The 22713-nt window shown below is 72.3% G+C and carries 22 protein-coding genes; 11 read left to right on the top strand and 11 right to left on the bottom strand.

Annotation, left to right across the window (positions count from 1 at the left end; genetic code table 11):
* Positions 1-2 precede the first annotated feature (2 nt).
* From CW362_RS24575 to CW362_RS24535, 9 genes are all read left to right on the top strand, one after another.
* Positions 3-962 carry a VlmB-like protein gene (locus CW362_RS24575; protein WP_103551694.1) on the top strand — a complete coding sequence of 320 codons (960 nt, stop codon included), beginning with the start codon at positions 3-5 and terminating at the stop codon, positions 960-962.
* Positions 959-2059, top strand: coding sequence for a fatty acid desaturase family protein (locus CW362_RS24570; protein ID WP_103551693.1), 1101 nt, complete (start codon positions 959-961; stop codon positions 2057-2059). The genes CW362_RS24575 and CW362_RS24570 overlap by 4 nt, the downstream gene beginning before the upstream one ends.
* A complete protein-coding gene (locus CW362_RS24565) occupies positions 2056-3066 on the top strand; it encodes a beta-ketoacyl-ACP synthase III (protein WP_103551692.1) in 1011 nt (336 codons plus the stop codon). The genes CW362_RS24570 and CW362_RS24565 overlap by 4 nt, the downstream gene beginning before the upstream one ends.
* A 112-nt stretch (positions 3067-3178) precedes the next feature.
* Positions 3179-3421 carry an acyl carrier protein gene (locus tag CW362_RS24560; RefSeq protein WP_103551691.1) on the top strand — a complete coding sequence of 81 codons (243 nt, stop codon included), beginning with the start codon at positions 3179-3181 and terminating at the stop codon, positions 3419-3421.
* Complete coding sequence (locus CW362_RS24555) at positions 3418-4671, top strand: beta-ketoacyl-[acyl-carrier-protein] synthase family protein (RefSeq protein WP_206301049.1); 1254 nt, start codon at positions 3418-3420, stop codon at positions 4669-4671. The genes CW362_RS24560 and CW362_RS24555 overlap by 4 nt, the downstream gene beginning before the upstream one ends.
* 56 nt (positions 4672-4727) lie before the next feature.
* Entirely contained in the window at positions 4728-6296 is a 1569-nt protein-coding gene (locus CW362_RS24550) for an MmgE/PrpD family protein (RefSeq protein ID WP_162684208.1), read from the top strand.
* Positions 6293-7108 carry an HAD family hydrolase gene (locus CW362_RS24545; RefSeq protein ID WP_103551689.1) on the top strand — a complete coding sequence of 272 codons (816 nt, stop codon included), beginning with the start codon at positions 6293-6295 and terminating at the stop codon, positions 7106-7108. The genes CW362_RS24550 and CW362_RS24545 overlap by 4 nt, the downstream gene beginning before the upstream one ends.
* Before the next feature lie 47 nt (positions 7109-7155).
* On the top strand, positions 7156-7842 hold the full coding sequence (locus CW362_RS24540) for an SGNH/GDSL hydrolase family protein (RefSeq protein ID WP_103551688.1): 687 nt from the start codon (positions 7156-7158) through the stop codon (positions 7840-7842).
* Between the two features lie 54 nt (positions 7843-7896).
* Positions 7897-8670: an SCO6745 family protein gene (locus CW362_RS24535; protein ID WP_206301048.1), complete on the top strand. Its 774-nt coding sequence runs from the start codon at positions 7897-7899 to the stop codon at positions 8668-8670.
* Between the two features lie 50 nt (positions 8671-8720).
* Here CW362_RS24535 and CW362_RS24530 read toward each other — a convergent pair whose 3' ends face one another.
* The 11 genes from CW362_RS24530 to CW362_RS24480 form a co-directional block, all read right to left on the bottom strand.
* Positions 8721-9362 carry an SGNH/GDSL hydrolase family protein gene (locus CW362_RS24530; protein WP_162684207.1) on the bottom strand — a complete coding sequence of 214 codons (642 nt, stop codon included), beginning with the start codon at positions 9360-9362 and terminating at the stop codon, positions 8721-8723.
* Positions 9363-9412: 50 nt separating this feature from the next.
* Complete coding sequence (locus tag CW362_RS24525; protein ID WP_103551686.1) at positions 9413-10489, bottom strand: ketoacyl-ACP synthase III family protein; 1077 nt, start codon at positions 10487-10489, stop codon at positions 9413-9415.
* Between the two features lie 42 nt (positions 10490-10531).
* Complete coding sequence (locus CW362_RS24520) at positions 10532-10798, bottom strand: phosphopantetheine-binding protein (protein ID WP_103551685.1); 267 nt, start codon at positions 10796-10798, stop codon at positions 10532-10534.
* A gap of 33 nt (positions 10799-10831) precedes the next feature.
* On the bottom strand, positions 10832-12322 hold the full coding sequence (locus CW362_RS24515) for an amino acid adenylation domain-containing protein (protein WP_103551684.1): 1491 nt from the start codon (positions 12320-12322) through the stop codon (positions 10832-10834).
* Positions 12319-13452, bottom strand: a complete 1134-nt coding sequence (locus CW362_RS24510; RefSeq protein WP_103551683.1) for an acyl-CoA dehydrogenase family protein — start codon at positions 13450-13452, stop codon at positions 12319-12321. Before CW362_RS24510 ends, CW362_RS24515 begins: the two co-directional genes overlap by 4 nt.
* A gap of 48 nt (positions 13453-13500) precedes the next feature.
* Positions 13501-14697 (bottom strand): cytochrome P450, encoded by a 1197-nt coding sequence (locus CW362_RS24505; protein ID WP_162684206.1) that lies wholly within the window; start codon positions 14695-14697, stop codon positions 13501-13503.
* A 178-nt stretch (positions 14698-14875) separates the two neighbouring features.
* Complete coding sequence (locus CW362_RS24500; protein WP_240658010.1) at positions 14876-15589, bottom strand: alpha-ketoglutarate-dependent dioxygenase AlkB; 714 nt, start codon at positions 15587-15589, stop codon at positions 14876-14878.
* On the bottom strand, positions 15586-17094 hold the full coding sequence (locus tag CW362_RS24495) for an AlkA N-terminal domain-containing protein (protein ID WP_206301047.1): 1509 nt from the start codon (positions 17092-17094) through the stop codon (positions 15586-15588). Before CW362_RS24495 ends, CW362_RS24500 begins: the two co-directional genes overlap by 4 nt.
* Positions 17095-17183: 89 nt before the next feature.
* Entirely contained in the window at positions 17184-18404 is a 1221-nt protein-coding gene (locus CW362_RS24490; protein WP_103551681.1) for a cytochrome P450, read from the bottom strand.
* A gap of 113 nt (positions 18405-18517) precedes the next feature.
* Positions 18518-19975, bottom strand: a complete 1458-nt coding sequence (locus CW362_RS24485; RefSeq protein WP_103551680.1) for an MFS transporter — start codon at positions 19973-19975, stop codon at positions 18518-18520.
* Positions 19972-20157, bottom strand: a complete 186-nt coding sequence (locus CW362_RS24480; protein ID WP_103551679.1) for a DUF1272 domain-containing protein — start codon at positions 20155-20157, stop codon at positions 19972-19974. Before CW362_RS24480 ends, CW362_RS24485 begins: the two co-directional genes overlap by 4 nt.
* Before the next feature lie 389 nt (positions 20158-20546).
* Here CW362_RS24480 and CW362_RS24475 point away from each other — a divergent pair, with 389 nt between their 5' ends.
* Both CW362_RS24475 and CW362_RS24470 read left to right on the top strand, forming a co-directional pair.
* Positions 20547-21632: a thiolase family protein gene (locus CW362_RS24475; RefSeq protein ID WP_103551678.1), complete on the top strand. Its 1086-nt coding sequence runs from the start codon at positions 20547-20549 to the stop codon at positions 21630-21632.
* A gap of 110 nt (positions 21633-21742) precedes the next feature.
* The gene (locus CW362_RS24470) at positions 21743-22696 is read left to right on the top strand and encodes a diacylglycerol/lipid kinase family protein (RefSeq protein ID WP_206301046.1); all 954 of its coding nucleotides are present in this window, start codon (positions 21743-21745) and stop codon (positions 22694-22696) included.
* Positions 22697-22713: the final 17 nt, after the last annotated feature.

Raw genomic sequence — 22713 nt, 5'->3', positions numbered from 1 at the left:
CCATGGCTTTTGCGAACTTCCCTGCGGAGGCCGACTGGGATCGCGCTCCGTCGCTGGTGGACGGAGCCATCGAGCTCGACCTGACCCCGGCGTCGTGCGATCTGCAGTACTGGCTGGCCGCGGTACCGCAGGGCACTCTGCGGGGCAACGTGCTCGGTCACGCCGCCGACGTCCGTCCCCATCCCGTGATGAGGGAGCCCGGCCCGCTGAACAGTGCGCTCACACAGGAGTTGGCGTTCCGCTCCATCGCGGAGGAGAAGGCGACCCGGGCCATCGCCTACATGGTGGCGCTCGCCCCGGACAACGAAACCCTCGAGTTCTACTCCACCCAACTCCTCGACGAGGCGCGGCACGCCATGGTGTTCCGCAGTCACCTGCTGCAACTGGGAGTGGAGAAGAGCGAGTTGTGGGGGACCATCGAGCGGCTCGCGGCGGCCGACCGGGATGCGGTCCTGGTCCCGCTGGAGGAGTTCGGGCTCCGTTCCCTGCGTGAGCGCGGGGACTTCATCGGCGGCGTACTGGTCCTGACCGTGCTGGTCGAGGGCGTGCTGGCACCGGCGGCGGAGCTGAGCGAGCGCAAGTGGCGCGCCTTCGACCCGGCCGCGGCGGACATCGAGCGCGGCGCGGGCATCGACGAGATCAGGCACCTGACGGTGGGCAGCGCCATCGTCCGCGAGCACCTGCTCAGGAACCCCGGGGACAGGCCGCGGGTCCTCGAACTGCTGCGGGAGGGATACCGGTTGTGGGAACGGCTGCCGGTCGAGGACATGGTGCTCAACCGGGAGAAGCTCTTCCAGCAGGGCATCGAGCAGCACGGCGAGCTGCTGGGCGACTACGAGGTGTGGCCCGGTCGCAGGCTCGCCGACACCACGATCGAGGAACGGATGGCGACCGGCCAGGAGTGGGCGCAGCGCATGCAGCGTTCCCGGCTCGCCTACATGGGGCTGGAGGAGGCGATATGACGCGCTTGAACGGCGGCGCCGACCCGCGCGGTGCCGGCTCTCCGGGCCCCGCCGAGGCCGAGGCGGCCGACTACGAAGAGGTCACCCGGCTGGTGAAAGCCGCCGGTCTGATGGACCAGCAGCCCGTCTACTACGTCTACAAGATCGCCTTCAACCTGCTGCTGCTGACCGCGGCCTGGGCCCTGTTCGCGTGGATCGGCGACAGCTGGTGGCAGCTGGCGACCGCGGTGCTCCTCGCGTTCTGCTTCGCCCAGACCGATCTGCTGGGGCACGACGCGGGCCACCGGCAGATCTTCCGGACCCGCAAGGCGAGCGACGTCGTCGGCTACCTCCACGGGAACCTGCTGACCGGCGTCAGTTTCGGCTGGTGGGTGGGGCATCACACACGGCACCACAACTTCCCCAACCACCTCTCGCTCGACCCGGACATCACGCGCCGCCAGGTCATCTTCTCGAGCACGCACCGGGGCAAGCGGACCGGTCCCGCGGGCCGGTTCATCGTGCGCCACCAGGCGTGGATGTTCTACGTGCTGATCATGATGGAGGGGCTGCGGCTGCACCTGTCGGGGTACGTCGCGGCCCGCAAGGGCGCGCTCAAGCGCTACAAGGCGGCCGACCTGGGCCTGCTCAGCCTCCATCTGGTGTGCTACTTCGCCGCCGTGTTCTGGGTGCTGCCGCCGGGCAAGGCCCTCGCGTTCATCGTGGTCCACCAGGCCCTGTTCGGCTTCTACATGGGTCTGCTGTTCGCGCCGAACCACAAGGGCCTGCCCGTGCGGGACGGGGCGAAGGAGGAACTGGACTGGATCACCCGCCAGGTGGTCACCTCGCGCAACCTGCTCCCCAGCCGGATCACGCACTTCTTCTACGGGGGGCTCAACTACCAGATCGAGCACCACCTGTTCCCGTCGATGCCGCGGCGGAACCTGCACCGGGCCCAGCCCCTGATCAAGGAGTACTGCCTGAGCCACGGCCTTCCGTACGTGGAGGTGCGGCTGGTGAGGTCCTACCTCGACGTCGCCGACTACCTGGACGACGTGAGCCAGGAGGTACGGGACCTCGACGAGCGGGACTCCGTCCTCGCACGGGTGCACCGGTGAGCCGGACCGCGGTGATCCGGGGCATCGGCGCCTGGGTGCCGCCCCGGATCGTCACCAACGACGAGCTCGCCCGGGAACTGGACACCTCCGACGAGTGGATCCGCAGCCGGACCGGGATCTCCCAGCGGCACATCGCCGACCCGGACATGGCCACGTCGGATCTCGCGGTGGAGGCCGGCGGCAGGGCGCTGAAGTCCGCTTCGACGGCCTCGGTCGACTTCGTCATCGTGGCCACCTCCACGCCGGACCGGCCGTGCCCGGCCACCGCGCCCTCGGTGGCCTCCCGGCTCGGTCTGGGCACGGCGGCCGCGTTCGACGTGGGCGCCGTGTGCACGGGGTTCCTCTACTCGCTCGCCGCCGGGGCGGGCCTCATCGCCGCGGGGACCGCCGAGAGCGTCCTCGTGCTGGGAGCCGACACCTTCTCCACCATCCTGGACCCCGTGGACCGCTCGACCCGGGCCGTGTTCGGGGACGGGGCGGGCGGCGTCGTCCTGGCCGCGGGCGCCCCTGACGAACCCGGCGCCCTGGGCCGCTTCGACCTGGCGAGCGACGGCGAGGGCAGCGACCTGATCACCGTCCCGTCGGGCGGCTCCCGTGACCCGGTGCGCACCGGTCCGGGCAGGGCCGCCGAGGCCGCCGACCCGTACTTCCGGATGGAGGGCAGGACCGTCTTCCGCAACGCGGTCGAGCGGATGGCCGCCTCCGCCCTCCGGGTGGCCGGGGCCAGGGGCTGGGACGTGGGAGCCGTCGATCTGCTGGTGGCGCACCAGGCGAACCTGCGCATCATGAACGCGGTCGCGGACCGGATGCGGCTGCCGCGGGAGCGCTGCGCGGTGAACGTGGACCGCGTCGGCAACACCGCGGCGGCCTCCATCCCGCTCGCGCTCGTCGACGCGATGGACGACGGCACGCTCCGCCCCGGTCACCGGGTGGTGCTGACCGCCTTCGGCGGCGGGCTCACCTGGGGCTCCTGTGCCCTGCGCTGGCCCGATCTGGTGGCCGGCTGAGGTGAACGGCCGCTTCGTTCCAGGAGCGGCAACCGGCACGGCCCGTACGGACCGGCACCGACCCATCGCACCGCTGTCATCGACCGTCACGACGAACCTGAGGAGATACCCCGTGAGCGACGTCTACGAGCGCCTCGTGGCACTGCTGGCCGAGGGCTTCGGCCTGGAGGCCGGCGAGATCGAACCCGAACTGACCTTCAGCGAGCTGGAGATGGACTCTCTGGCCCTCGTCGAACTGGGGCTGACCGCCCAGCAGGAGTTCGGCGTCACCCTCGCGGACGAGGACATCCAGTCGGGCGACACCATCGCCCAGGCCGCCAAGACCATCGAGGCCAAGACGGCGGGCCTGGGATGACGTCGGACCGCAGGCCGTCGGACCGCAGGCCGTCGCATGCGGCGGTGACCGGCATCGGCATGGTGACCGCGGCCGGGATCGGCGCCGAGGCCGCGTGGCGGACCGTCCGCGCGGGCGGGGCGACGGCCGCCGGGCCCGTCCCGGCGCTGGCGGGGACACCCGCCGACTTCGGCTGCGCGGTCACCGACTTCGCCCGAGCGGGCCTCGTCGAGCGGCGCAAGGCATGGCGGCTCGACCGCAGCAGCCAGTTCGCCCTCGCCGCCGCCAAGGAGGCACTGGACGACTCCGGCCTGGACCCCGCCACCTGGGACGGCGCCCGGGTCGGAGTGGTCCTCGGCAGCGGCATAGGGGGCGCGGCCACCTGGGAGAAGCAGCACCGGGTCCTCCTCGACCAAGGAGCCCAGAAGGTCTCGTCGCTGCTCATCCCGATGCTGGCCGTCAACATGGCGGCCGGCTACGTGGCCATGGAGTGCGGCGCCCGGGGCCCGAACCTCGTCACGGCGACGGCGTGCGCCTCGGGCGCGACCGCGGTGGGAGTCGCGCGCGACCTGCTGCGTTCGGGCGCCTGCGACGTGGTGATCACCGGGGGCACGGAGGCCTGCCTCGTGCCCTCCATCATCTCCGGCTTCAGCCAGATGGGGGCACTGTCCACGCGCCGCGGTGAACCGCACGCCGCCTCCCGGCCGTTCGACAGGGACCGCGACGGGTTCGTGCCCGCGGAGGGCGCCGCCGTCCTGGTCCTGGAACGGGAAGCGGACGCGCGGGCGCGTGGCGCACGCGTCCACGCCCTGGTCAGCGGGTACGGCGCGTCGGCCGACGCGCACAACGCCACCGCCCCCGACCCGGAGGGCGCCGGCGCGGAACTGGCGCTGCGGGCCGCCCTGGCCGACGCCGGAATCGGCCCGGGCGACGTCGACCACGTCAACGCGCACGGAACCTCCACGCCGTTGAACGACCTCGCCGAGGCGAAGCTGATCAGCCGCGCGCTCGGCGACCGGCCGGCCGTCACCTCGGTCAAGGGCGTCCTCGGACACGCGCTGGGCGCGGCCGGCGCGATCGAGGCGGCGGTCACCTCGATGACCCTGGAGCACGGGTTCGTCCCGCCCACCGCCAATCTCGACAGCCAGGACGCGCGGATCGAGATCGACGTCGTCTCCAAGGTCGGCCGGGACACCCGCCCCGAGGTCGCGATCAGCAATTCCTTCGGATTCGGCGGGCAGAACGCCGTACTCGTCCTCACCCGGGCATGAGGACGCACCGGGCGGACGACGACGCCCGCCCCGACACACGTGTGAGGTTGCCACGCATGCCAAGGGCCGACGCCGCATCAGGACCACGCACCCGGCACACGGAGCCGGACCCGGGCGACGTCGCCCACGGTCCGCGCCCCGACGACGTACCGCCCCACGGCTCGCTGACCACGACCCTCGCGCGCTGGGCCTCCGGTCTGCGCCACGACGACCTGCCCGACCGGATCAGCGCCTACGCGACCAGCCAGCTGATCTCGCACCTCGCCGTCGTCCGGGCCGGCATGACGCACCCGCTGGGGCACAAGCTGGTCGAGGCGTTCGGGCCGCCGACCGGGGACCGCCCCGAACAGGCCGCCTACGTCATGGCGGCGCTCTCCTCCTGCCTCTACCTCGAGGACAGCATGTACGTGGGACACGTGTCGCATTCGACCGTCGGTGTGCCCCTCGCCTTCCGCCGCGAACAGCGGCTGACCGGCGAGCGGCTGCTCACCGCGATGGTCGCCGCCAACGAGTGTGCCGCCAGGGTGACCGCCGCGAGCACCCTGGGGCCGTTCCGGGGGCAGACCGCGGCGCACGCCCAGCTGGTGGGCGCCGTGGCGGCGAAACTGCACGGAGCGGGTGCGCCGGCCGCCGAGTGGACCGACGCCTGGGGGCTGGCCCTGGCCGCTCCCCCGTGGTCCTTGCGACGGGCCTTCCTGGGCAGTGACGCCAAGGTGCTCTCCGCGTCCGTTCCCGTACGCGTGGGCCTGGACGCCTGCCGGGCCGCCGCCGCCGGTCTGACGGGGGCCGAGGACATCCTGGAACACCCCGGCGGTCTGCTGGCCAAGGTCTCCGAGGTGCCCACGCCCGAGGTGGTCACGGCGGGACTCGGCACCCGCTGGCACACCGAGACGCTGTCGTTCAAGGTGCATCCGGCGGGCGCGTACGTCGACGCGGCCATCGACTGCGCCTGCGAACTGCACGGCCTGCTCACGCCCGCGGAGGTCGACGACATCGACGAGGTCGTGGTGCGCGCCGCACGGCTGACCATGGTGATGGACCGGGAGGCGCGTCCCTATCTCGACCGTGAGCGCTCCGCGATCCTGGCCCTCAACCTGTCCGTCGCCTACAACGTGGCCACCGCGCTGCTCACCGGAGGGGTGACCACCGCCGACCTCACCGAGCCGGCCACCGCCGATCCGGTGCGCTGGGCGCTGGCGGCGAAGGTCCGGCTGGAGTACGACCCCGAGCTGAGCCGGGGTCTGCTGAGTGCCACCGCACCGCTGGGCGAGGCACTGCGACAGGCCGAGGAACGCGCGGAGGAATGGTTCAGGGACTTCTCCGGCGGGCGGACCGCGCCCGGCGTCTTCCCGAGGGGCGCGCCGAGTCCCACCTTCGAGCACGCCACGAAGGCGATCGGCTCCCGGATCGAGGTCACCCTGCGCACCGGCCGCACACTGCGCGCGGAGCGCGCGCACGCCCTCGGTTCCGCCGGGGCCGAGACCCGGCGGAACCACCGGAGGATCGCCCTGGACAAACTCGCGGCCACCGGGGCGCCCGCGGACGCCGTGGAGTGCCTGCGGCACACCGCGTCGCTGGACGCCGCCGAACTCGACGCGGCGGTGAGGGCGGTGCTGAGCGGATGACGACGCGCGAACCTGATCACCCGTCCGCGCCGGGCACCGCCGGGGGGAGAACCCGTCCGACGACGGGGCGCACACGCCCGGGAGCGGCCTTCTTCGACGTCGACGAGACCCTGATCGCCGTGAAGAGCATGTTCCGGTTCCTCCGGTACCACCTCGCCGCGATCGGAAGCCCGCCCGCCGCCTACTCCGCGGTGACCGACGAGCTGCGCGGTCTCGTCGCCGCCGGAGCCTCGCGGGAGGAGGTCATGCGCGCCTACTACCGCGTCTACGCGGGGCAGCGCGCCGCGGACCTGTCCGCCACGGGCCGTGACTGGTTCCGGCACGAGCTGGGTGCGGGAGACCTGTTCCTGCCCGCCGGCCTGCGGGCGTTCCGTGAACACGGCCGCCGCGGCGACCTCACCGTGCTGGTGTCCGGCTCGTTCGCGCCCTGCCTCGATCCGCTCGCCGACCGGCTGGGCGCCACGGCGGTGCTGGCCACCCGGCTCGAGACGGTCGACGGCGTCCACACCGGGGAACTGGTCACCCTCATGCTGGGCCGGGACAAGGCGGACGCGACCCGGGCCTTCCTGCGGGAGCACGGGATCGCGCCCGCCGATTGCAGCGCCTACGGCGACCACGCGTCGGACCTCCCCATGCTGCTGGCCGTCGGAGACCCCGTCGTGGTGGGCGACGACCCCGAGCTGGTGCGGCACGCCGCGGCCCGCGGATGGCGGCGCCTGCCGGGGCGGGAGGGGTCCCCGTCCGCCGGGACGACGGCGGAGGATGGCGCCGGAATCTCGCCAGACCGCCCACGGGCGGGCTGGCATCGTTGATCTCTGATCTCTGTTCCCTCTCGAGGAATCCACGGAGGAGTTCCGACATGACCGACACGGCGAACCGCCCGACCGAAGCCGACGACCCCTACCTGCTGTCAGCGGGCGAGACCGCCCGGGTGCTGGCGGACGCTCCGTGGAAGCGTCTCGCCGTGGTGGGCGACAGCGGCGCCGAGGGGGTCACCGAGGCATTCGAGGGATACCGCTGCCTCCCGTGGGGCGAGCGCTTCGTGGAGGAGCTGCGGACCGTCCAGCCGGACCTCGCGTTCGTCAACCTGGGCCTGCGGAACCTGTTCGCCGCCCAGGTGCGGGAGACCCAGCTGGCGCCCGCGCTGGAGTTCCGGCCGGATCTGGCCGTCGTGTTCAGCGGGGGCAACGACATGCTGCAACGGCACTTCGACATCGACGCGGTCGAGTCCGAACTGGAGCGCGTCATCGTGCCGCTGCGCGAGACCGGCTGCACGGTCCTGACCTCGGGCCTGTTCGACATCACGAACTCCCCCTACGTCGAGGAGCGCTACCGCAAGCCGATGAGCGAGCGCATCGCCGCCTGGTCGGAGCGGACCAAGCAGGTGGCGGCACGGCTGGGAGCCGTCCACGTGGACCTCCCCCGTCATCCCGCGGGCACCGAGGAGATCTACAGCACCGACGGCCTGCACCTGAACGCGCGGGGCCAGGCCATCCTGTGCACCGAGATCGTGCGGAGCCTCGCGGGGCACCTACAGGCCCGCTGAACGGGCCTGCCTCCCCCGCGCCACCGACCACGACCGCCCACGAGAGGACCTGGGATGTCCGGTTCGCGCATGTACGTGGCGAGGACGAAGGACGACGTGCGCCGCCTGGGCGGGTCCTTCATGAAGAGTCCCGAGGCCCGGCGGGCCGCCGCGGACATCGGCATGACCCGCTTCGGCTACTACTTCCGGGGGCGGGGCGGTGTCCTGGGCCCGGTCGGCCCGGAGGTCACGGCCGCGGTCTTCGGCTTCTTCCCGGTGGAGTTCGTCCGCCGGCACTGCCGGGCGGCCGCCCAGGCCCCAGAGATCACGGACCGCTACGCGGAATCGTGCCGCGCCTGGGGGCGGCGGTGTCTGGCGGGCTTCTCGTCCGCGGCCCGGCTCGCCGAGCTCCTGGAGGCCGTCGCCGACCGGGTGGACGTCCCGGGCCTCCCCCTGTTCGCCGGCTGGCGGGACGTCGACCGTCCCGCGGACGCTCCCGCCCGGGTGGCGCAACTGGCCCACGTCCTGCGGGAACACCGTGGCGGTCTGCACCTCTCGGCGGTGCTGGCCACCGGGATGACTCCGCTCGAGGCCACCCTGACCAGGGACAACGGGATCAAGCGTGCCGAATTCCTGGGCTGGCAGCGTCCCTACCCCCTGGTCGACGGCGAGCTCCGCTCCCGTCGTGCCGCGGCGGAGGAGCTGACCGACCGGATGGCCGCGCCCGCCTACGGCTCACTGAGCACGGACGACGCGGACGAGCTGAGCCGGCTGCTGCGTGCCGCGTCCGCCCTGGCGATGGCACGGCACCGGCCCGCCACGCCGCAGACCGCCGGCTCCCCGGCCTGAACGGCGCCGTGGACCCGACCGGGGGCGGGGCACGGCGCCGCGGCCGCGCGTCAGGAGCACTTCCCCAGAAGGCCGAGGACACGGATGACCGCCGCGGCCGCGATGGCGTGGCCACGGCCGTTCAGATACGGCGCGTTCGAACTCCACGGGCTCGGCCCGGGACTCACCGGCCGGCGGGCGAGATCCACGTAGAGCGCGCCGTGCCGCAACGAGATCGCCTCGGTACGCTCGGCCAACAGGCGCACCCGGTACCGTACTTCGGCCTTGCGCTGTGCCACCGCGGGCTCCGAGCAGGAGATGTCCGGCACTCCCATGGTCAGCACCGTGCAGCCGGTGTCGCGCAGTGGCCCGATCATCCGGCTCAGCTCGATCTCCACGGCGTACGCGTCGAAGGGCTCGCCCAGCACGTCGGTGCCCCCGCAGGCGATCACGGCGAGGGTCGGCCTGAGAGCGAGCGCCTTGGCGAGCTGGCGGGCCCGCACATCCGCGGCCAGCACATCGCGCCGGCCCAGATTGATGTAGGCCAGCCCCGGGCAGACGGTGCGCAGGACGGTCGCGACGCGGTCCGCCCAGGGCTTGCGGCCGAACCCCTCGACGGGCTCGCCCACTCCGTTGGCCGCGCCGTCCCCTATCACCACGAGGCGCCGCCAGGGAGAGCCCGCCACCAGCTCCCGCGCCTCGGCCTCGGTCAAGCAGCTCGGATCGTTCTCTTCCCCCGTGACCGCTGTGGGTCCGCTCCCCCTCATCCGTCCCCTCGCCCCAGTACGCGCAGGGTCTCGGCGTCCGCCCCCGACCAGTCGGGAACGCTCAGCACCTGGAGCACCGCGGTCGTCCAGCAATATCCGATACCGACGCCGGCCAGCAGGACGAGGTCTCCGCGCCGCAGCTGACCCGATTCGAAGAGGTACGTCAGCCCCGCGAACTGGTCGCCCGCCCCGAGGTGGCCGGTCCGCCGCCCCCACTCCCACGGGCTGCGGTCCAGGTCGATCTTCAGGGGGGCGAGCAACTGCCAGCTCAGCAACGGCTTTCCGAGGTTCGGGAGGACCAGCTTGGCCAGCTGGTCCATCCCGACGTCGGCGTCGGCCAGTACCTGCTCCACGTTCTCCACGAGAGCCGCCGAGAGCCGGTCGATCACGGCGTCCACGCCTTCGCGCTGCGCGAAGCGGATCTTGCGTCCGCGCAGGTCCAGCGGGGTTCCCTCGAGGTGGGGGGCGTCCGTGAAGCCGCGTTCGGTGTCCCGGTAGAGCCCTTCGAAGTACGGGTCCGACGACGAGTGGGTGGCGAGGATCCGCGCGACGCCGCCGCCGCGGGCCGCCACCATGGCCGTACCGCCGTCCCCGAAGGCCAGGCCGATGTCGCTGCTCCAGCGGTTGAAGCCGGGGGGAGCGAAACGGTCACCCGTGGTCAGCAGTGCCGCCCCTCCCGCCGGTCCCGCCAGCAGGTAGGGGATCGCCAGGTGCAGGGATGCCATCCCGCCGTCGCAGGCGTGGTTCAGCTGGATCGACGGCGCGCCGCCGCCGATGGTCCGCTGCTGGACGTAGGTCGCGGGTGTCCACAGGTCCTCGCCCTGGTGATAGGTGTGGGCGTGCAGCAGCAGTCGGACGTCCTCGGCGGAACGTCCGCTGCGCGCCATCGCCTGCCTTCCGGCGGCCGCCGCCATGTCGACGGCCGGTTCCTCCTCGCTCACCAGGACCGACAGCAGTTCGTTGTCCTTGAACTCCTGTGCGGAGTACCGGCCTTCGGAGACGGCCGTCTCCGCGGGCTCCGGCGAAGGCAGCCGGGTTCCCAGGCCGGCGATGTACATGTCGTTCCAGCGCACTGGTGTCAACTCCCTCAGTCGAATGGGTCCCTGGCCGTCCGGTCAGGCTTCCGGCCGGTCCCGCAGTTCGAGCACCATGTGCGCCACGTTCTCGATGGTGCGGAAGTTGTCCGTGCGCATGGCTTTCGGCGACACGGTCACGTCGTACCGTTCACTCACGAAGGCGGCGAGGCGTGTCGTGTTCATCGAATTCAGGATTCCCCATTCGAGGAGCGGGGAGGAGGGGGTCAGTTCGACCGAGGCGTCCCCCTCGAGGAATTCCTTGCGGATGTACCCGTCGATCTCTTCGATCACCGCGGCGAGTTCCATACGAGCGGTTCTTCCTTTCCTTGGGTTCGGAGATCAGGTCCGGCTGCCCGACGGCTGGAGCAGGGTGTCCCGCAGCGCCTGCCGGTCGGTCTTTCCGTTGCGGGTGCGCGGCAGTTCGGCCACCGTCAGCACCGAGTCGGGAATCATGTACCTGGGCAGCCGCTCGGCGCAGTGCCGCTTCAGCGCCAGCAGTCCCGGGGGCGGGCCGGCCGGGACGACGACGGCGACGATCCGCGCCGCCATGCCGCTTCCGTCCACGAGGACGGCCACCTCGCCCACGGCCGGGTGCCGGGACAGGCACGCCTCGATCTCGCCGAGTTCCACCCGGTGTCCCCGCACCTTGACCATGTGGTCGAGCCGCCCGCGGTACTCGAAGACGCCGTCCGCCCGTACCCGGACGACGTCACCGGTCCGGTAGGGGCCCTCCTGCGCGCCCCGGCCCCAGTAGCCGGCCATGACGGTGGGTCCGTCCACGACGAGTTCGCCCTCCTCGCCGACGGCCGCCCGCCGCCCGCCGGGGGTGAGCGCCCACACCTCGTCGCCGGAGCAGGCCCGGCCGATCGGCACCGGCTCGCCGCCGGCGACGTCCTCCGCGGTCACCTCGTGGAAGGTGCAGACGTTCGTCTCGGTCGGGCCGTACAGGTTCAGGAGCCGGACGCCCTCGAGGTACCGGTGCAGGAGCGCGAGGTAGTCCACCGCGAAGGGTTCACCGGCGAAGAGCAGGACGCGCAGCCACGGGGGCCGCGCGCCCTCGCACAGGTCTCCGTCCCGGATCATCAGGATGAGGACCGAGGGCACGGAGTACCAGACGGTGATCCGCTCCGTCCGCAGGAACGCGCAGAGCTGCTGCGGCGCGTACGCCATCTCCGACGGGACGAGATGAACGGACGCCCCGGCCCGGAAGGCCACGTAGAGGTCCAGTACGGACAGGTCGAAGCCGAACGGGGCGTGGTTGGCGAAGCGGTCCCGGCTCGTCGCCCCGATCTCGGCGGCCGCCCACTCGACGAACGCCAGGGCGTTGCGCTGGCTGATGCACACGCCCTTGGGCTCTCCTGTCGAGCCGGACGTGTACAGGATGTAGGCGAGGTCGTCGGGGCCGGGTTGCTCGACGGGCAGCGGAGGACGTCCGTCCGTCCCGGGCAGGCCGTCGAGCACGAGGAGTCCGGGCAGTTCCTCGCCCGACTCCCGCAGCTCGGCCGCGCGCCGGGAGTCGGTGACGATCACCGTCGCGGAGCATCCCCGTGCTATCCGCGCGGTCCGGCGCGACGGCCCCGAGCCGTCCACCGGTACGTAGACGGCGGACAGCCGCAGCGCCCCCTGCATGGCGGCGACCGCGACGACGGACTTGTCCAGCCAGATCACCACCCGGTCCGTCCCGCGCACCCCCTTGTCCCGGAGCAGGTGGGCCAGCGTGTCCGCCGCGCGGTCGAGTTCGTCGTAGGTGACCGAGCGGTCGGGCCCCGCGACGGCCAGGTCCCCGCCCGCGCGCCGCGCGCTGTCCCGGACCAGTGACGCCAGGTTCACAACCCGAGCCCCTTCGCGATGAGTTCGTGCTGGATCTCGGAGGTCCCGGAGAAGAGCTTCGCGGGGATCGCGTCCCGGAGGACGACCTCGAGCCCCTCGCTCACCAGGTAGCCCCGCGATCCGAAGATCTGCAGCGCGTCGACGGCCGCCTGGACGGCGGCCTCCGACACCGCGAGCTTCGACAGCGCGCTGTCCATGGGCAGCGCCTCGTCCCGGTCCAGCCGGAAGCAGGCCCGGTAGAGCAGCATCCGGGCGGCTTCGAGCCGGAGCTTCATGTCGGCGATCCGGTGGGAGACCGCCTGGAAGTCGGCGATGCGGCGGCCGAACTGGCGGCGTTCCCGGGCATGGGCCACGCACCGTTCGAGCAGCCGGTCCATGAGGCCGACGTACCCGGCGAAGAGGCAGGCGCGCTCCCACGCCATCGAGTGCTGGAAGATCGCGCTGCCTTCCCCCTCCTCCCCGAGGAGGTTGCGGGCCGGCACCCGGCACTCCTCGAACCGGACCGATCCGGCCGCGCAGGTGCCGAGGCCCATCTTCTCGAACGGCCCGTCGACGGACAGGCCTGCCGTGCCGCGTTCGACGACGAAGGCGGAGACGCCGAGGAATCCCGCTGTCGGGTCGGTCACCGCGTAGGTGACGAAGACGTCGGCCTCCGGAGCGTTGCTGGCCCAGGACTTCGTCCCGGTGAGGACGTATCCGTCGCCGTCCCGCACCGCCCGGGCCGACATCGCCGAGATGTCCGAGCCCGCCTCGGACTCCGTCATGGCGTTGGCGGCGATGAACGAGCCGTCGCACAGGGCCGGCAACAGGCGCCGCCGGACCTCGTCCCCGGCGTAGGCCGAGATCGGGACGGCGCAGGCGAACTGATGGGCGCTCGTGGCGAAGACCAGCCCGGTGTCGGCGCAGCCCCGGCCGAAGGCCTCGATCAGATGCGCGGTGTCCAGTGCGGACCTCCCGCCTCCGCCGTCCTCGGCCGGGACGCAGAGCCCCAGGAGCCCCAGCTCACCGCAGTGCCGCCAGAGTTCCCGCAGCCCGCCCTCGGGGGGCCGCGGACGGTCGAGGCGCTCCCGGACGGCCGAGAGCATGTCGTCGTACTCCTTGGACTGATGGGGCTGCCAATCCAGAAACATCTGACCTCGCTGTAGATCGGGGACTGCCTGGGCGGGGGGCTTTCGGCGCTACCAACGGACCGGCAGTTCCTCGATTCCGCCGAGATGGGCGTACGAGCGCCAGCGCAGGTCCTCGAAGGGCACCGCGAGCCCGAGGTCCGGGAAACGCGGGAGGAGGGCGCCCAGCGCGGACTCCAGCTCGACGCGGGCCAGCGAGGACCCGACGCAGAAGTGCGTGCCGAAGCCGAACGCGATGTGCGGGTTGCTCTCGCGGTGGATGTCGAACCGTTCGGGATCGGGGAACACCGAGGGGTCCCGGTCGGCCGTGCTGATGGAGGCGACGACCGCGCTGCCGGCCGCCACCCGTCCGCCCCGCAGTTCGACGTCCTCGGTCGCGATGCGCAGGAAGGAGCCGTCTCCGGGCTCGTTCAGCCGCAGGATCTCGTCGATCGCCCGGGGGATCAGCGCGGGATCGGAGCGCAGCTCCGCGAGCGCCTCCGGGTTGCGCAGCAGCGTGATCACGCCGCCGCCCAGCGCGGTCACCGTGGTGTCGTGGCCCGCGAGGAGCAGGATCACGCCGAGGCTCACGAGCTCGTTCTCGGTCAGCGCCCCCTCGCTGTCGCGCGCCTGCACGAGGGCGCTCAGCAGGTCCTCGCCGGGGGTCTGTCGTTTGGTCTCGATCAGATCGGCCAGGTACGTCCGCATCTCGCTGTTGGCCCGGCCGACCTCCGCCAGCGGATACTTCGCGTACGACATGAAGTGGTCGCACCAGCGGCCGAACTTCGTGTGGTCGGAGTAGGGCACGCCCAGCAGGTTGCAGATGACGCGCAGGGCCAGCGGCCGTCCCAGCATGTCGTTCAGGTCACCGGGCGGTCCCTTGGTCTCCATCTCGTCCAGGAGTTCGGCCACGTGCCGTTCGATCTCGGGCCGCATGCCCTCGACCCGGCGGCGGCCGAACTCCCGGTTGATGAGCCCGCGCAGCCGGGAGTGGCGCGGCGGGTCGATGCTGATGATGCTGTCCTGGTCGGGCTCGGCCAGCTGCGCTCGCGGGGCGCCGGGTTCGAACAGGGCGTCGCGGCTGAAGCGCGGATCGGAGAGCACGGTCTTGACGTCGTCGTACGCGGTGACGAACAGCGCCGGGAATCCGGTGGCCAGCGTGATGGGGCACACCGGGGCCTCCTTCTGGAGGCGCGTGTATTCCTCGGGCGGATCGGTGACCGTCGTTCGCTGGACCGGATACGTCAGGTGCGGTGGCTGAGCGGACACGTGCGGCAGTCCTTTCGCCGGTACCGGGGAGGGACGCTTGCCATGGGAGTCGTGGATGCCGCCGCGCGATGCCCGGTGCGCCGTCATGAGGCTCCGGCGCACCACGGCGGCTCTCGTCACCCCTACCGTGTCAGCCGACTCTGAGATGGCGCTGACACATCCCTGGTGCGTGCGGCCGTCATCGTGACCGCTGCGCCGGAAGGTTCGGGGTGAGGCCCGTCTCGCGCACCGTGACGCTCACCCGGCCGCCGCGGATGCCCAGTTCGGCCGGTGCGGTACCGGGCAGGGTGCGTACCACGGAGTGGTAGGCCATCCGTCCCGGTCCGCCGAAGACGAACAGGTCACCGCTGTGCAGGATCAGGTCCTGCCAGGGGCGGGTGCGCGTCTCGTTGTTCCCGAAGCGGAAGACGCAGCTGTTCCCGAGACTGAGCGAGACCACGGGCGCGCCGCTCTCCTCGGCACGGTCCTGGTGCATGCCCAGCCGGGCCTCGTCGTCGTAGAAGTTGACGATCGCGGCGTCGGCCTTGTGGTCCCGGGGCCGTCCGCACACCTCGTCGTCGAGTTCCGCCGCCTCGACGACCGCTCTTCGCGCCAGGTCCGCGAGCCAGCCGGGCAGCGGTTTGACCGGTGTGCCGTCCGCGCCGACCGTGGTCCGGGTGTATCCGTGGCGCAGCGAGTAGTGCCACCCGAGGCACACCGACCGCACCCGCATCGGGGTCCCGTCGGGCATGCTCGGCCGGTGCAGTCCCGCCGCCCCGCGTGCCCACTCCCGGCAGGCGTGCAGCAACTGCCTCTGCTGCTCGATGCCGAGCCAGCGCGGGAGGAGCACCGCTCCGGACCGCGGGACCAGGGGCGGGCGCCCGAACAGCGCGTCGTCGTCCTGGTGGGTCAACGGACCGTCCCCGCGGCGGCCCAGAGGTGCTGTACGGCGTAGGAGCGCCAGGGCCGCCAGGCTTCGGAGCGCTCGTCGCCGGCGGTGGGTCCCAGGTCGCCGAAGGACTGGCGGGCCGCGTCGTGCGACTCCGGTTCCGCCGGAACGAGGACGTCCGGGTCCCCCAGCGCCCGCATGCGGATGAGGGCGGCCGTCCGCGGTGTGACGCCCTCGACCTTGAGCAGCTTCCGACCGGCCTCCTCACGGTCCACGCCCACTCCCAGGACCAGGTCCTCGCAGGCCAGGGCGGTGGCCATCGCCTTCACCCGGCTCCCCCGCTCCGAAGTGCCCGCCAGCTCGTGCGGCGCGAGCGGCGCGAGCGTCTCGACCGCCGGGAACGTGTGCGTGACCTGGCCGACCTCTCTGGTCAGCGGCTTGCCGTAGCGGGCGACGAGCAGCGCCGCGTCGCCCCTCGCCTGCTCGGGGCCCGCGTCCTGGGCGAGGACCGCCCGGACGGCGCACTCGGCCGGGTCCACGGAACCCGGCACCCTGCGGCCGGGCACGCGTGCGACGAGCGGGGCGAGCAGCGCGTCCCGCGCGAGCACCTCGTCGACGGCCCCCGGGTCCGCGTCCAGATCGAGCAGGTCGCGGCACCGCTGGACGGCCGCCGTCATGTCGCGCAGGTCCTGGAGGTGCAGCTCGCATTCCACGAAGCCGCGGCCGGGCGGCTGGGCGGTCTTGCCCGCGGGCTTGCCCGCGGCGCGGGAGAGGGACACGACGGCGCTGCCGTGCGGGAGCGACAGCGCCCGGTGGTAGACGCCGTCGACGTACTCCTCGATGCCCGGCACGGCCTGCTCGCCGAGCTGCTCCAGCAGCCCGCCGACGTCCAGCGGGGTGCGGAACGGCAACTGGATCCGGATCCCGTTGCCCCACGGCTGCGCGGGCGGGGCCGTACGCGGCCGGCGCTGGACCGCGCGGGCCCTCAGCTCCGTGGGGGGCATCGAGAACACCGCCCGCATGTTGTCGTTGAACTGCCGGATGCTGGAATACCCCGAGGCGAAGGCCACCTCGCTGACGTGCAGGTCGGTGGTCTCCAGGAGGAGCTGCGCCGTCCGTGCCCGCTGGGCCCGGGCGAGCGCGAGCGGGCCCGCCCCGACCTCGGCCACGAGCTGCCGCTGGAGCTGGCGCTCGCTGTAGTTCAGCCGGGCGGCGAGGCCGCTGACGCCCTCCCGGTCCACCAGGCCGTCGGCGATCAGCCGCATGGCACGTCCGACCAGGTCGGCACGGCTGTTCCACTCCGGTGACCCCGGGACCGAGTCGGGCCGGCACCGCTTGCACGCGCGGAACCCGGCCGCCTGCGCGGCGGCCGCGGTCCGGTAGAACCGCATGTTGACACGCTTGGGAGTCATGGCCGGGCACGTCGGGCGGCAGTAGATGCCCGTACTGGCCACTCCGATGTACAACCGGCCGTCGAACCGGCTGTCGTTGCTCAGAGCGGCCCGGTAGTAGTGCTCCTCGTCCATCATGCATCCACCATGGGCTCCGGAACGGGGGCGATGCCAGCGAGAATCCGACATCGACATCGGTTGGTCAGAGACGCATCCGGATCGGTCGGTCAGGGACGCATCCGGGCGGGCAGGCTCAAGGGTCCGCGGAACAGGTACAGATCCCGGTAGGGCGGCTCGTCGGTGAGCAGCTTCAGGTCCGGGGCCCGGGTGAGCAGCGCGCGCAGGGCGATGTTCATCTCCATCCGGGCCAGCTGTGCGCCCAGGCAGTGGTGCGGGCCGTTGCTGAAGGTGAGGTGGCGGGGCGCGTTCCGCGCGCGGTCCTTGTAGCGGGTCATGTCGAAGGTCTCGGGGTCCGGGAAGGCGGCCGGGTCACGGTTCGCCGCGGCGATCACCAGGACGATGCCGTCGCCCCGCTCGAAGGTGTGGCCGGCGAGCTCCCGGTCCTGCAGCGCCACCCGCGAGGTGAACTGGATCGGGGGGTCGTAGCGCAGCGCTTCCTCGACCGCGGCCGGTACGAGGTCCGGGTCGGCCTTGAGGAGTTCGAGCCGGCCGGGATCGCGGTGGAGGGCCGTCATCATCATGCCGAGACCGTTCATCGTCGTCTCGTGACCGGCGACCATGAGCATCGCGCCTATCTCGTGCAGTTCGTGCTCGGAGAGCAGGTCGCTGTCCTCCCGGGCGGCGACCAGGTCGCTGAGCAGGTCACCGCGGTGGTGCTCCCGTCTCTCCTCCGCCAGACCCTTGAAGTACTGCTCGAACGCCTCCTCGGCTTCGTAGCGTGCCGTGATCTCCTGCGGACTGAGCAGGAAGTCCGGGTCGACCCCGCGCACGATCGCGGTCGACCACTTCTGGAAGACGGGCACGTCGGCCATGGGCACCCCGATCATCCCGCACACCAGCTGCATCGGCAGCGGGCTGTTGAGCGCGGTGACCAGATCGACCTCGTTGGCTTCGAGGGCGGCGTCGAGCAGCTCGTCCACGATCTGTTCCGTCCGCGCGCGCAGCTCTTCTATCTTCTGCGGTTTGAAGGCCTTGCTGACCAGCCGGTGGAGCCGGGTGTGGTCGGGCGGGTCCATCCCGAGCATCGATCCGGGTACGTCGTCCCGTCCCACGCCCGGCCTGAAGGGGCTGATCCTGTCGTTGTACCCGTGACCCCAGAGCGGGTCGAGGAGAACCTTGTTGCAGTCCGCGTGATGTGACGCCAGATATATCCGGGGTGCCAGGGAATGGATCCGGTCGGCCTCCCGCAGGGCCGCGTAGAGGGGGTACGGATTCACCCGGTGCTCCGGGTTGAAGACCTCCAGTGCGAGTTTCGGTGCCGTCGTCATGCTTCCAGCTCCTCCGAAGTGGGGCTCTGTTGAAGGGACGTTCTGCGGCGCACCGTTCCTTGCCGGTTCGGGTCACGGCGCCGGCCGGGGACCGGCGCCCGCGGGGTCGGCGGTCAGGCCTCACCTCCCGTCGTGGCGGCGGTCCCGGTGGTGGCGGAGGTGGTGGCGGCGGAGGCGGAGGCGGACGGCTGGGGTGCGGGCCTCAGCGTCAGGCCGAGACCGGCGAGGCCGGAGACCGCTGCCATCACGGTGCAGAACAGCAGGACGTGGGCGTACGCGGTGGTGCCCGAGATGTCCGCGCCGGCGAGGACCGAGGCCAGCACCGCGATGCCGAGGGCACCGCCCATCTGCCGCGCCGCCATGTTGAGCCCCGTCGCCCCGGCGAACTGCGCGGGGGGCACCGACAGGGCCGCCGCCGTCGAGACACCCGTGCTGACCGCGCCCATGCCGAAGCCCGAGATGGCGGCCGTCGGGATCCAGAGGTCGACCAGGTGCGGCTCGACGGGCAGTACGGCGACCAGCCAGACTCCGACCCCCACGATGAGCAGCGAGCCGCCGATCACCATCAGCCGCGGACTGGCGCGCCTGCCCAGCACCCGCCCGATGCCGACGGCCGCGATCGCCGAGAAGACGGCGCCGGGGCTCAGCACGAAGCCGGCCTTCAGCTCCGAGTAGTGCCAGACGTTCACGAGGTACAGCACCCCGCACAGCAGCCAGGCGTAGAGGGCCGCCCCGTAGAAGAACGACACGACGTTCGCCAGGGAGAAGGTCCTGCTCCGCCACAACGTGGTGTCGATCGCCGGAACGGGCTGCGTACGGGCCCGCAGCACACCGTAGGCGAGCACCACGGCGCCGGCCGCCAGGCATCCGAGGGTCCGGGAGGTGCCCCATCCCCAGTCCGAGCCCTGCGTCACGCCGAGGACGAGGCCGCCCATGCCGATCGCCAGCGCGAGGGACCCCACCGCGTCGGGGAAGCGCCCGGGGACCCGCTCGGACCGCCGCACGGCACGGACCCCGGCCATCAGCGCGATCCCGAAGGGCACGTTGATGAGGAAGACCGAGCGCCAGCCGGACGCGTCGATGAGCACGCCGCCCAGGCTGGGTCCGATCGCGGCGGCGGCGGAACCGGCGGCACTCCACAGACCGATGGCCGCCATCCGCCGCGCCGGCGGGGTGTCGAACAGGATCACGGCCAGTGACGCGGGAATCATCGCCGCCGCGCCCGCTCCCTGGATCGCGCGGGCCGCCAGGAGGAAGGGCAGGTACGGCGCCACGGCGCACAGTAGGGACGCCACGGTGAAGACGCCGACGCCCATGGTGTAGAGCGCCCTCCGCCCGACCGCGTCCGCGAGGCGTCCGGCCGGTGCCAGCAGCGCCGCGAAGAAGATGGCGTACAGCGTGATGACCCAGGAGAAGTCGGAGATCGACGCCCCCCGGAAGGTCTCGTGCATGTCGGAGACCGCCAGGTTGGCGATCGTGGAGTCGAGGATCGCCAGGAACATGGCGCCGGAGGCGAGCAGGGCGATCCTCGCGTAGCCGGGCCCCTGCTCGGGGGTTTCGGACCCGTTCACGCGCTCGCCTCCACGGCCCGCCGGGGGCGAGCGCTCAACTCGCCCTTGCAGTTGGGGCACCGGCTGCCGGAACCGTCCGCGCAGGAGACGCAGAAGGTGCACTCGTAGCTGCAGATCATCGCCGGGTCCCCGGGTGCGAGTGCCGTGCCGCACGTCTCGCAGGTGGGCTTCATGTCGAGCATCGCCAGTGTCCTCCAGGAAGAGTTCGAGCAAGCAAGCGACCATCGCCGCCGTGACGCCGCCGGTCCGGCACGCGGGTCCGCCCCGCACCGGGGCCGTCCCGCGTCGGACGGGGCGTCGTGCCGGGGAGCGCGCCGTCGGCGCACGTCCTCCCACGATGTGTCGAAGCGATGCAATCCTCGCGGGCCCGCACGGTGCTGTCTGGCAAATTTCGGTCACCAACATTCCCCGCCGGACCGGGTGCCGCCAGGAAGGAAGTTGATGACGGGAAGTCGCTGGCGCAACCCCCGGTGACCGCGCCAGGGTTCCCGGAACGGGTCGTTCCCGGCGGCGCACGAACTGTCGCGCGGAGCGTTCCTGATCGTCCGGTACACCTCGAGGAGGGAATCCAGTGATCGAATCAGTTGTCCTGGCGGGCGCCCGTACGCCTCTGGGCCGGCCGTTCGGCTGTCGGCGGGCGCTGTCGGCCGCACAGCTCGGCGCGGTGGCCGTGCGAGCCGCCCTGGAACGGGCGCGGGTACGGGGCGACGAGGTCGATCAGGTCCTCCTCGGGCACGCGTCGGCCGACGTCGGCGACGACCGCTCGGCGCGGACGGCGGTGGCGGGCGCGGGCATCCCTCCTGAGGTGCCCCTACTGGTCGTCGGACGGACGTCCCTGTCCGGTCTGAACACCATCGCCGTGGCGGACCGGCTCATCCGGTCGGGCGCCCGTGACATCGTCGTCGCGGGCGGCGTGGAGTCGACGACCGCCTCCCGGCGGGATCCGGACGAGCGGACGACGCCTCGCTTCCGGCTCCCGCGCCGCCGGCCGCCGAAGCCGGACCGGCGTGCCCGGGCCGAGGCCGCCGCGCTGTCCCACGAGCGCGCCGTCGGCGCCCGGCTCGCGGGCCTCTTCCGCGAGGAGACCGCCCCGGTCGCGCTGCCCGGCCGCACCGGCCGGGACACCGTCGGCCGCGACGGGGGCGTCCGCCACGGCTTCGGCGCCGAGACGCCGGCCGCGGCCGGCGTCCCGTACCTCCCCAACGGCACGGTCACGGCCGCCGACGGGGCGGCCGCCGTGGTGATGATGCGCCGCTCGCTGGCCGAGGAACGGGGTCTGGACTGGCTCGCCGAGGTCGTCGGACACGGCGCGGTCTCGGGCCGGGCGGACGCCCTGCACCTTCAGCCCTCCCTGGCCATCCGCAAGGCCCTCGCGCCTCTCGGACTGAAGGTGCGCGACCTCGATCTCATCGAGGTCGACGAGTCGTTCGCGGCCGTGGTGGTCCGGGCGATGAGCGTGCTGTGCGCGGGGACGAACCGGATCGATCCGCACGGCGGAGCCGTCGCCCTCGGGCACCCGGCCGGCGCGTCGGGGGCGCGCATCGTGCTGCACCTGGCGCACTCCCTGCGACGTCGTGGCGGCGGCCTGGGGGCGGCCGGTGTCCGCGGTGGGGCCGGCCTCGGCGAAGCCCTGCTGCTCCGCTCCTCCCACCACTGAACCCGCCGGGCGGACCGGGTCGCTGGCACCACGGTTTCAGCGGCGTGCCAGCGCGGGCTGCGAGTGTTCCTTGCCCGAGGGTTTCCACGGCGAGGGAAGCGAGTGGTGACATGGCCGCACCGCGATGGGCCCGGACGGTACTGGTCATAGTGAACCCGGCGGCGGGCTCGGTGGACGCGGCCCTCGTCGACGAGGTGACGCGCCACTGCCGTTCCTGGGCGGACGATCTGGCCCTGGTCACGGCGCGGGACCCGGACGAGACGGAGGACGCGGCCGCGAAGGCCCACGAGAGCGGTGTCGACGCGATCGTGGTCCTGGGCGGCGACGGCACCACGCGCGCCGTCGCGTCCGGGATCGCCCGCGCCCGGTCGCGGAGCCCCCACGGCCCCGGCGCGAACAGCGGCGCCATGCTCAACCTCCCCGCCGGGACCGGCAATTCCTTCTACCGGGAGATCTGGTCGGACCACCCCTGGCAACAGGTCCTGCGGACGGCGCTCGCGACGGAGCGCCCCCGGATCCGGGGGGTCGACATGGCCCGGATCGTCGAACTGGACACCCTGGTGCTCCTCGGGGCGTGCTCCGGTCTGGTCGCGGAAGCCCTGGTGACCGCGGGACGGCTCCCCGAGGTGCCCGGCCGTGAGCGCTACCGGCAGGCCGTGGCCCAGACCCTGCGGACCTTCCGCCCGTATCCGGGCCGGGTGACCGTCGACGGGGTCGTCGTCCACGAGGGGACGGCGGTACTGGCCAACGTCGGCGGAGGCCGTTATCGCGGTGGGCAGTTCAAGGTGCTGCCGCGTTCCGAACTCGACGACGGCCTGCTGGACGTGTGTGTCGTGGGCGGCGAACTGGACCCCGCGGCCCTGCCCGGTCTGACGGCGGACGGCAGCCATCTGGAGCGCCCCGAATGCGTCTACGCGAGAGGTCGTCGCATCACCCTCGAACGCACCGACGGCGAGCCCCTGACCTTCGAGCACGACGGTGAACTCCCCGCCGCCGACGCCGATCGCTACACGATAGAGGTACTGCCCGACATCCTTCCCGTCCTCGCTCCACCGAGCACATGAGCGGGGCCGGGGGAGAT

The sequence above is a fragment of the Streptomyces populi genome, from assembly GCF_002911015.1.
In the GTDB taxonomy this organism is placed as follows: domain Bacteria; phylum Actinomycetota; class Actinomycetes; order Streptomycetales; family Streptomycetaceae; genus Streptomyces; species Streptomyces populi.
This window is presented reverse-complemented; position numbering and strand designations above follow the sequence as displayed.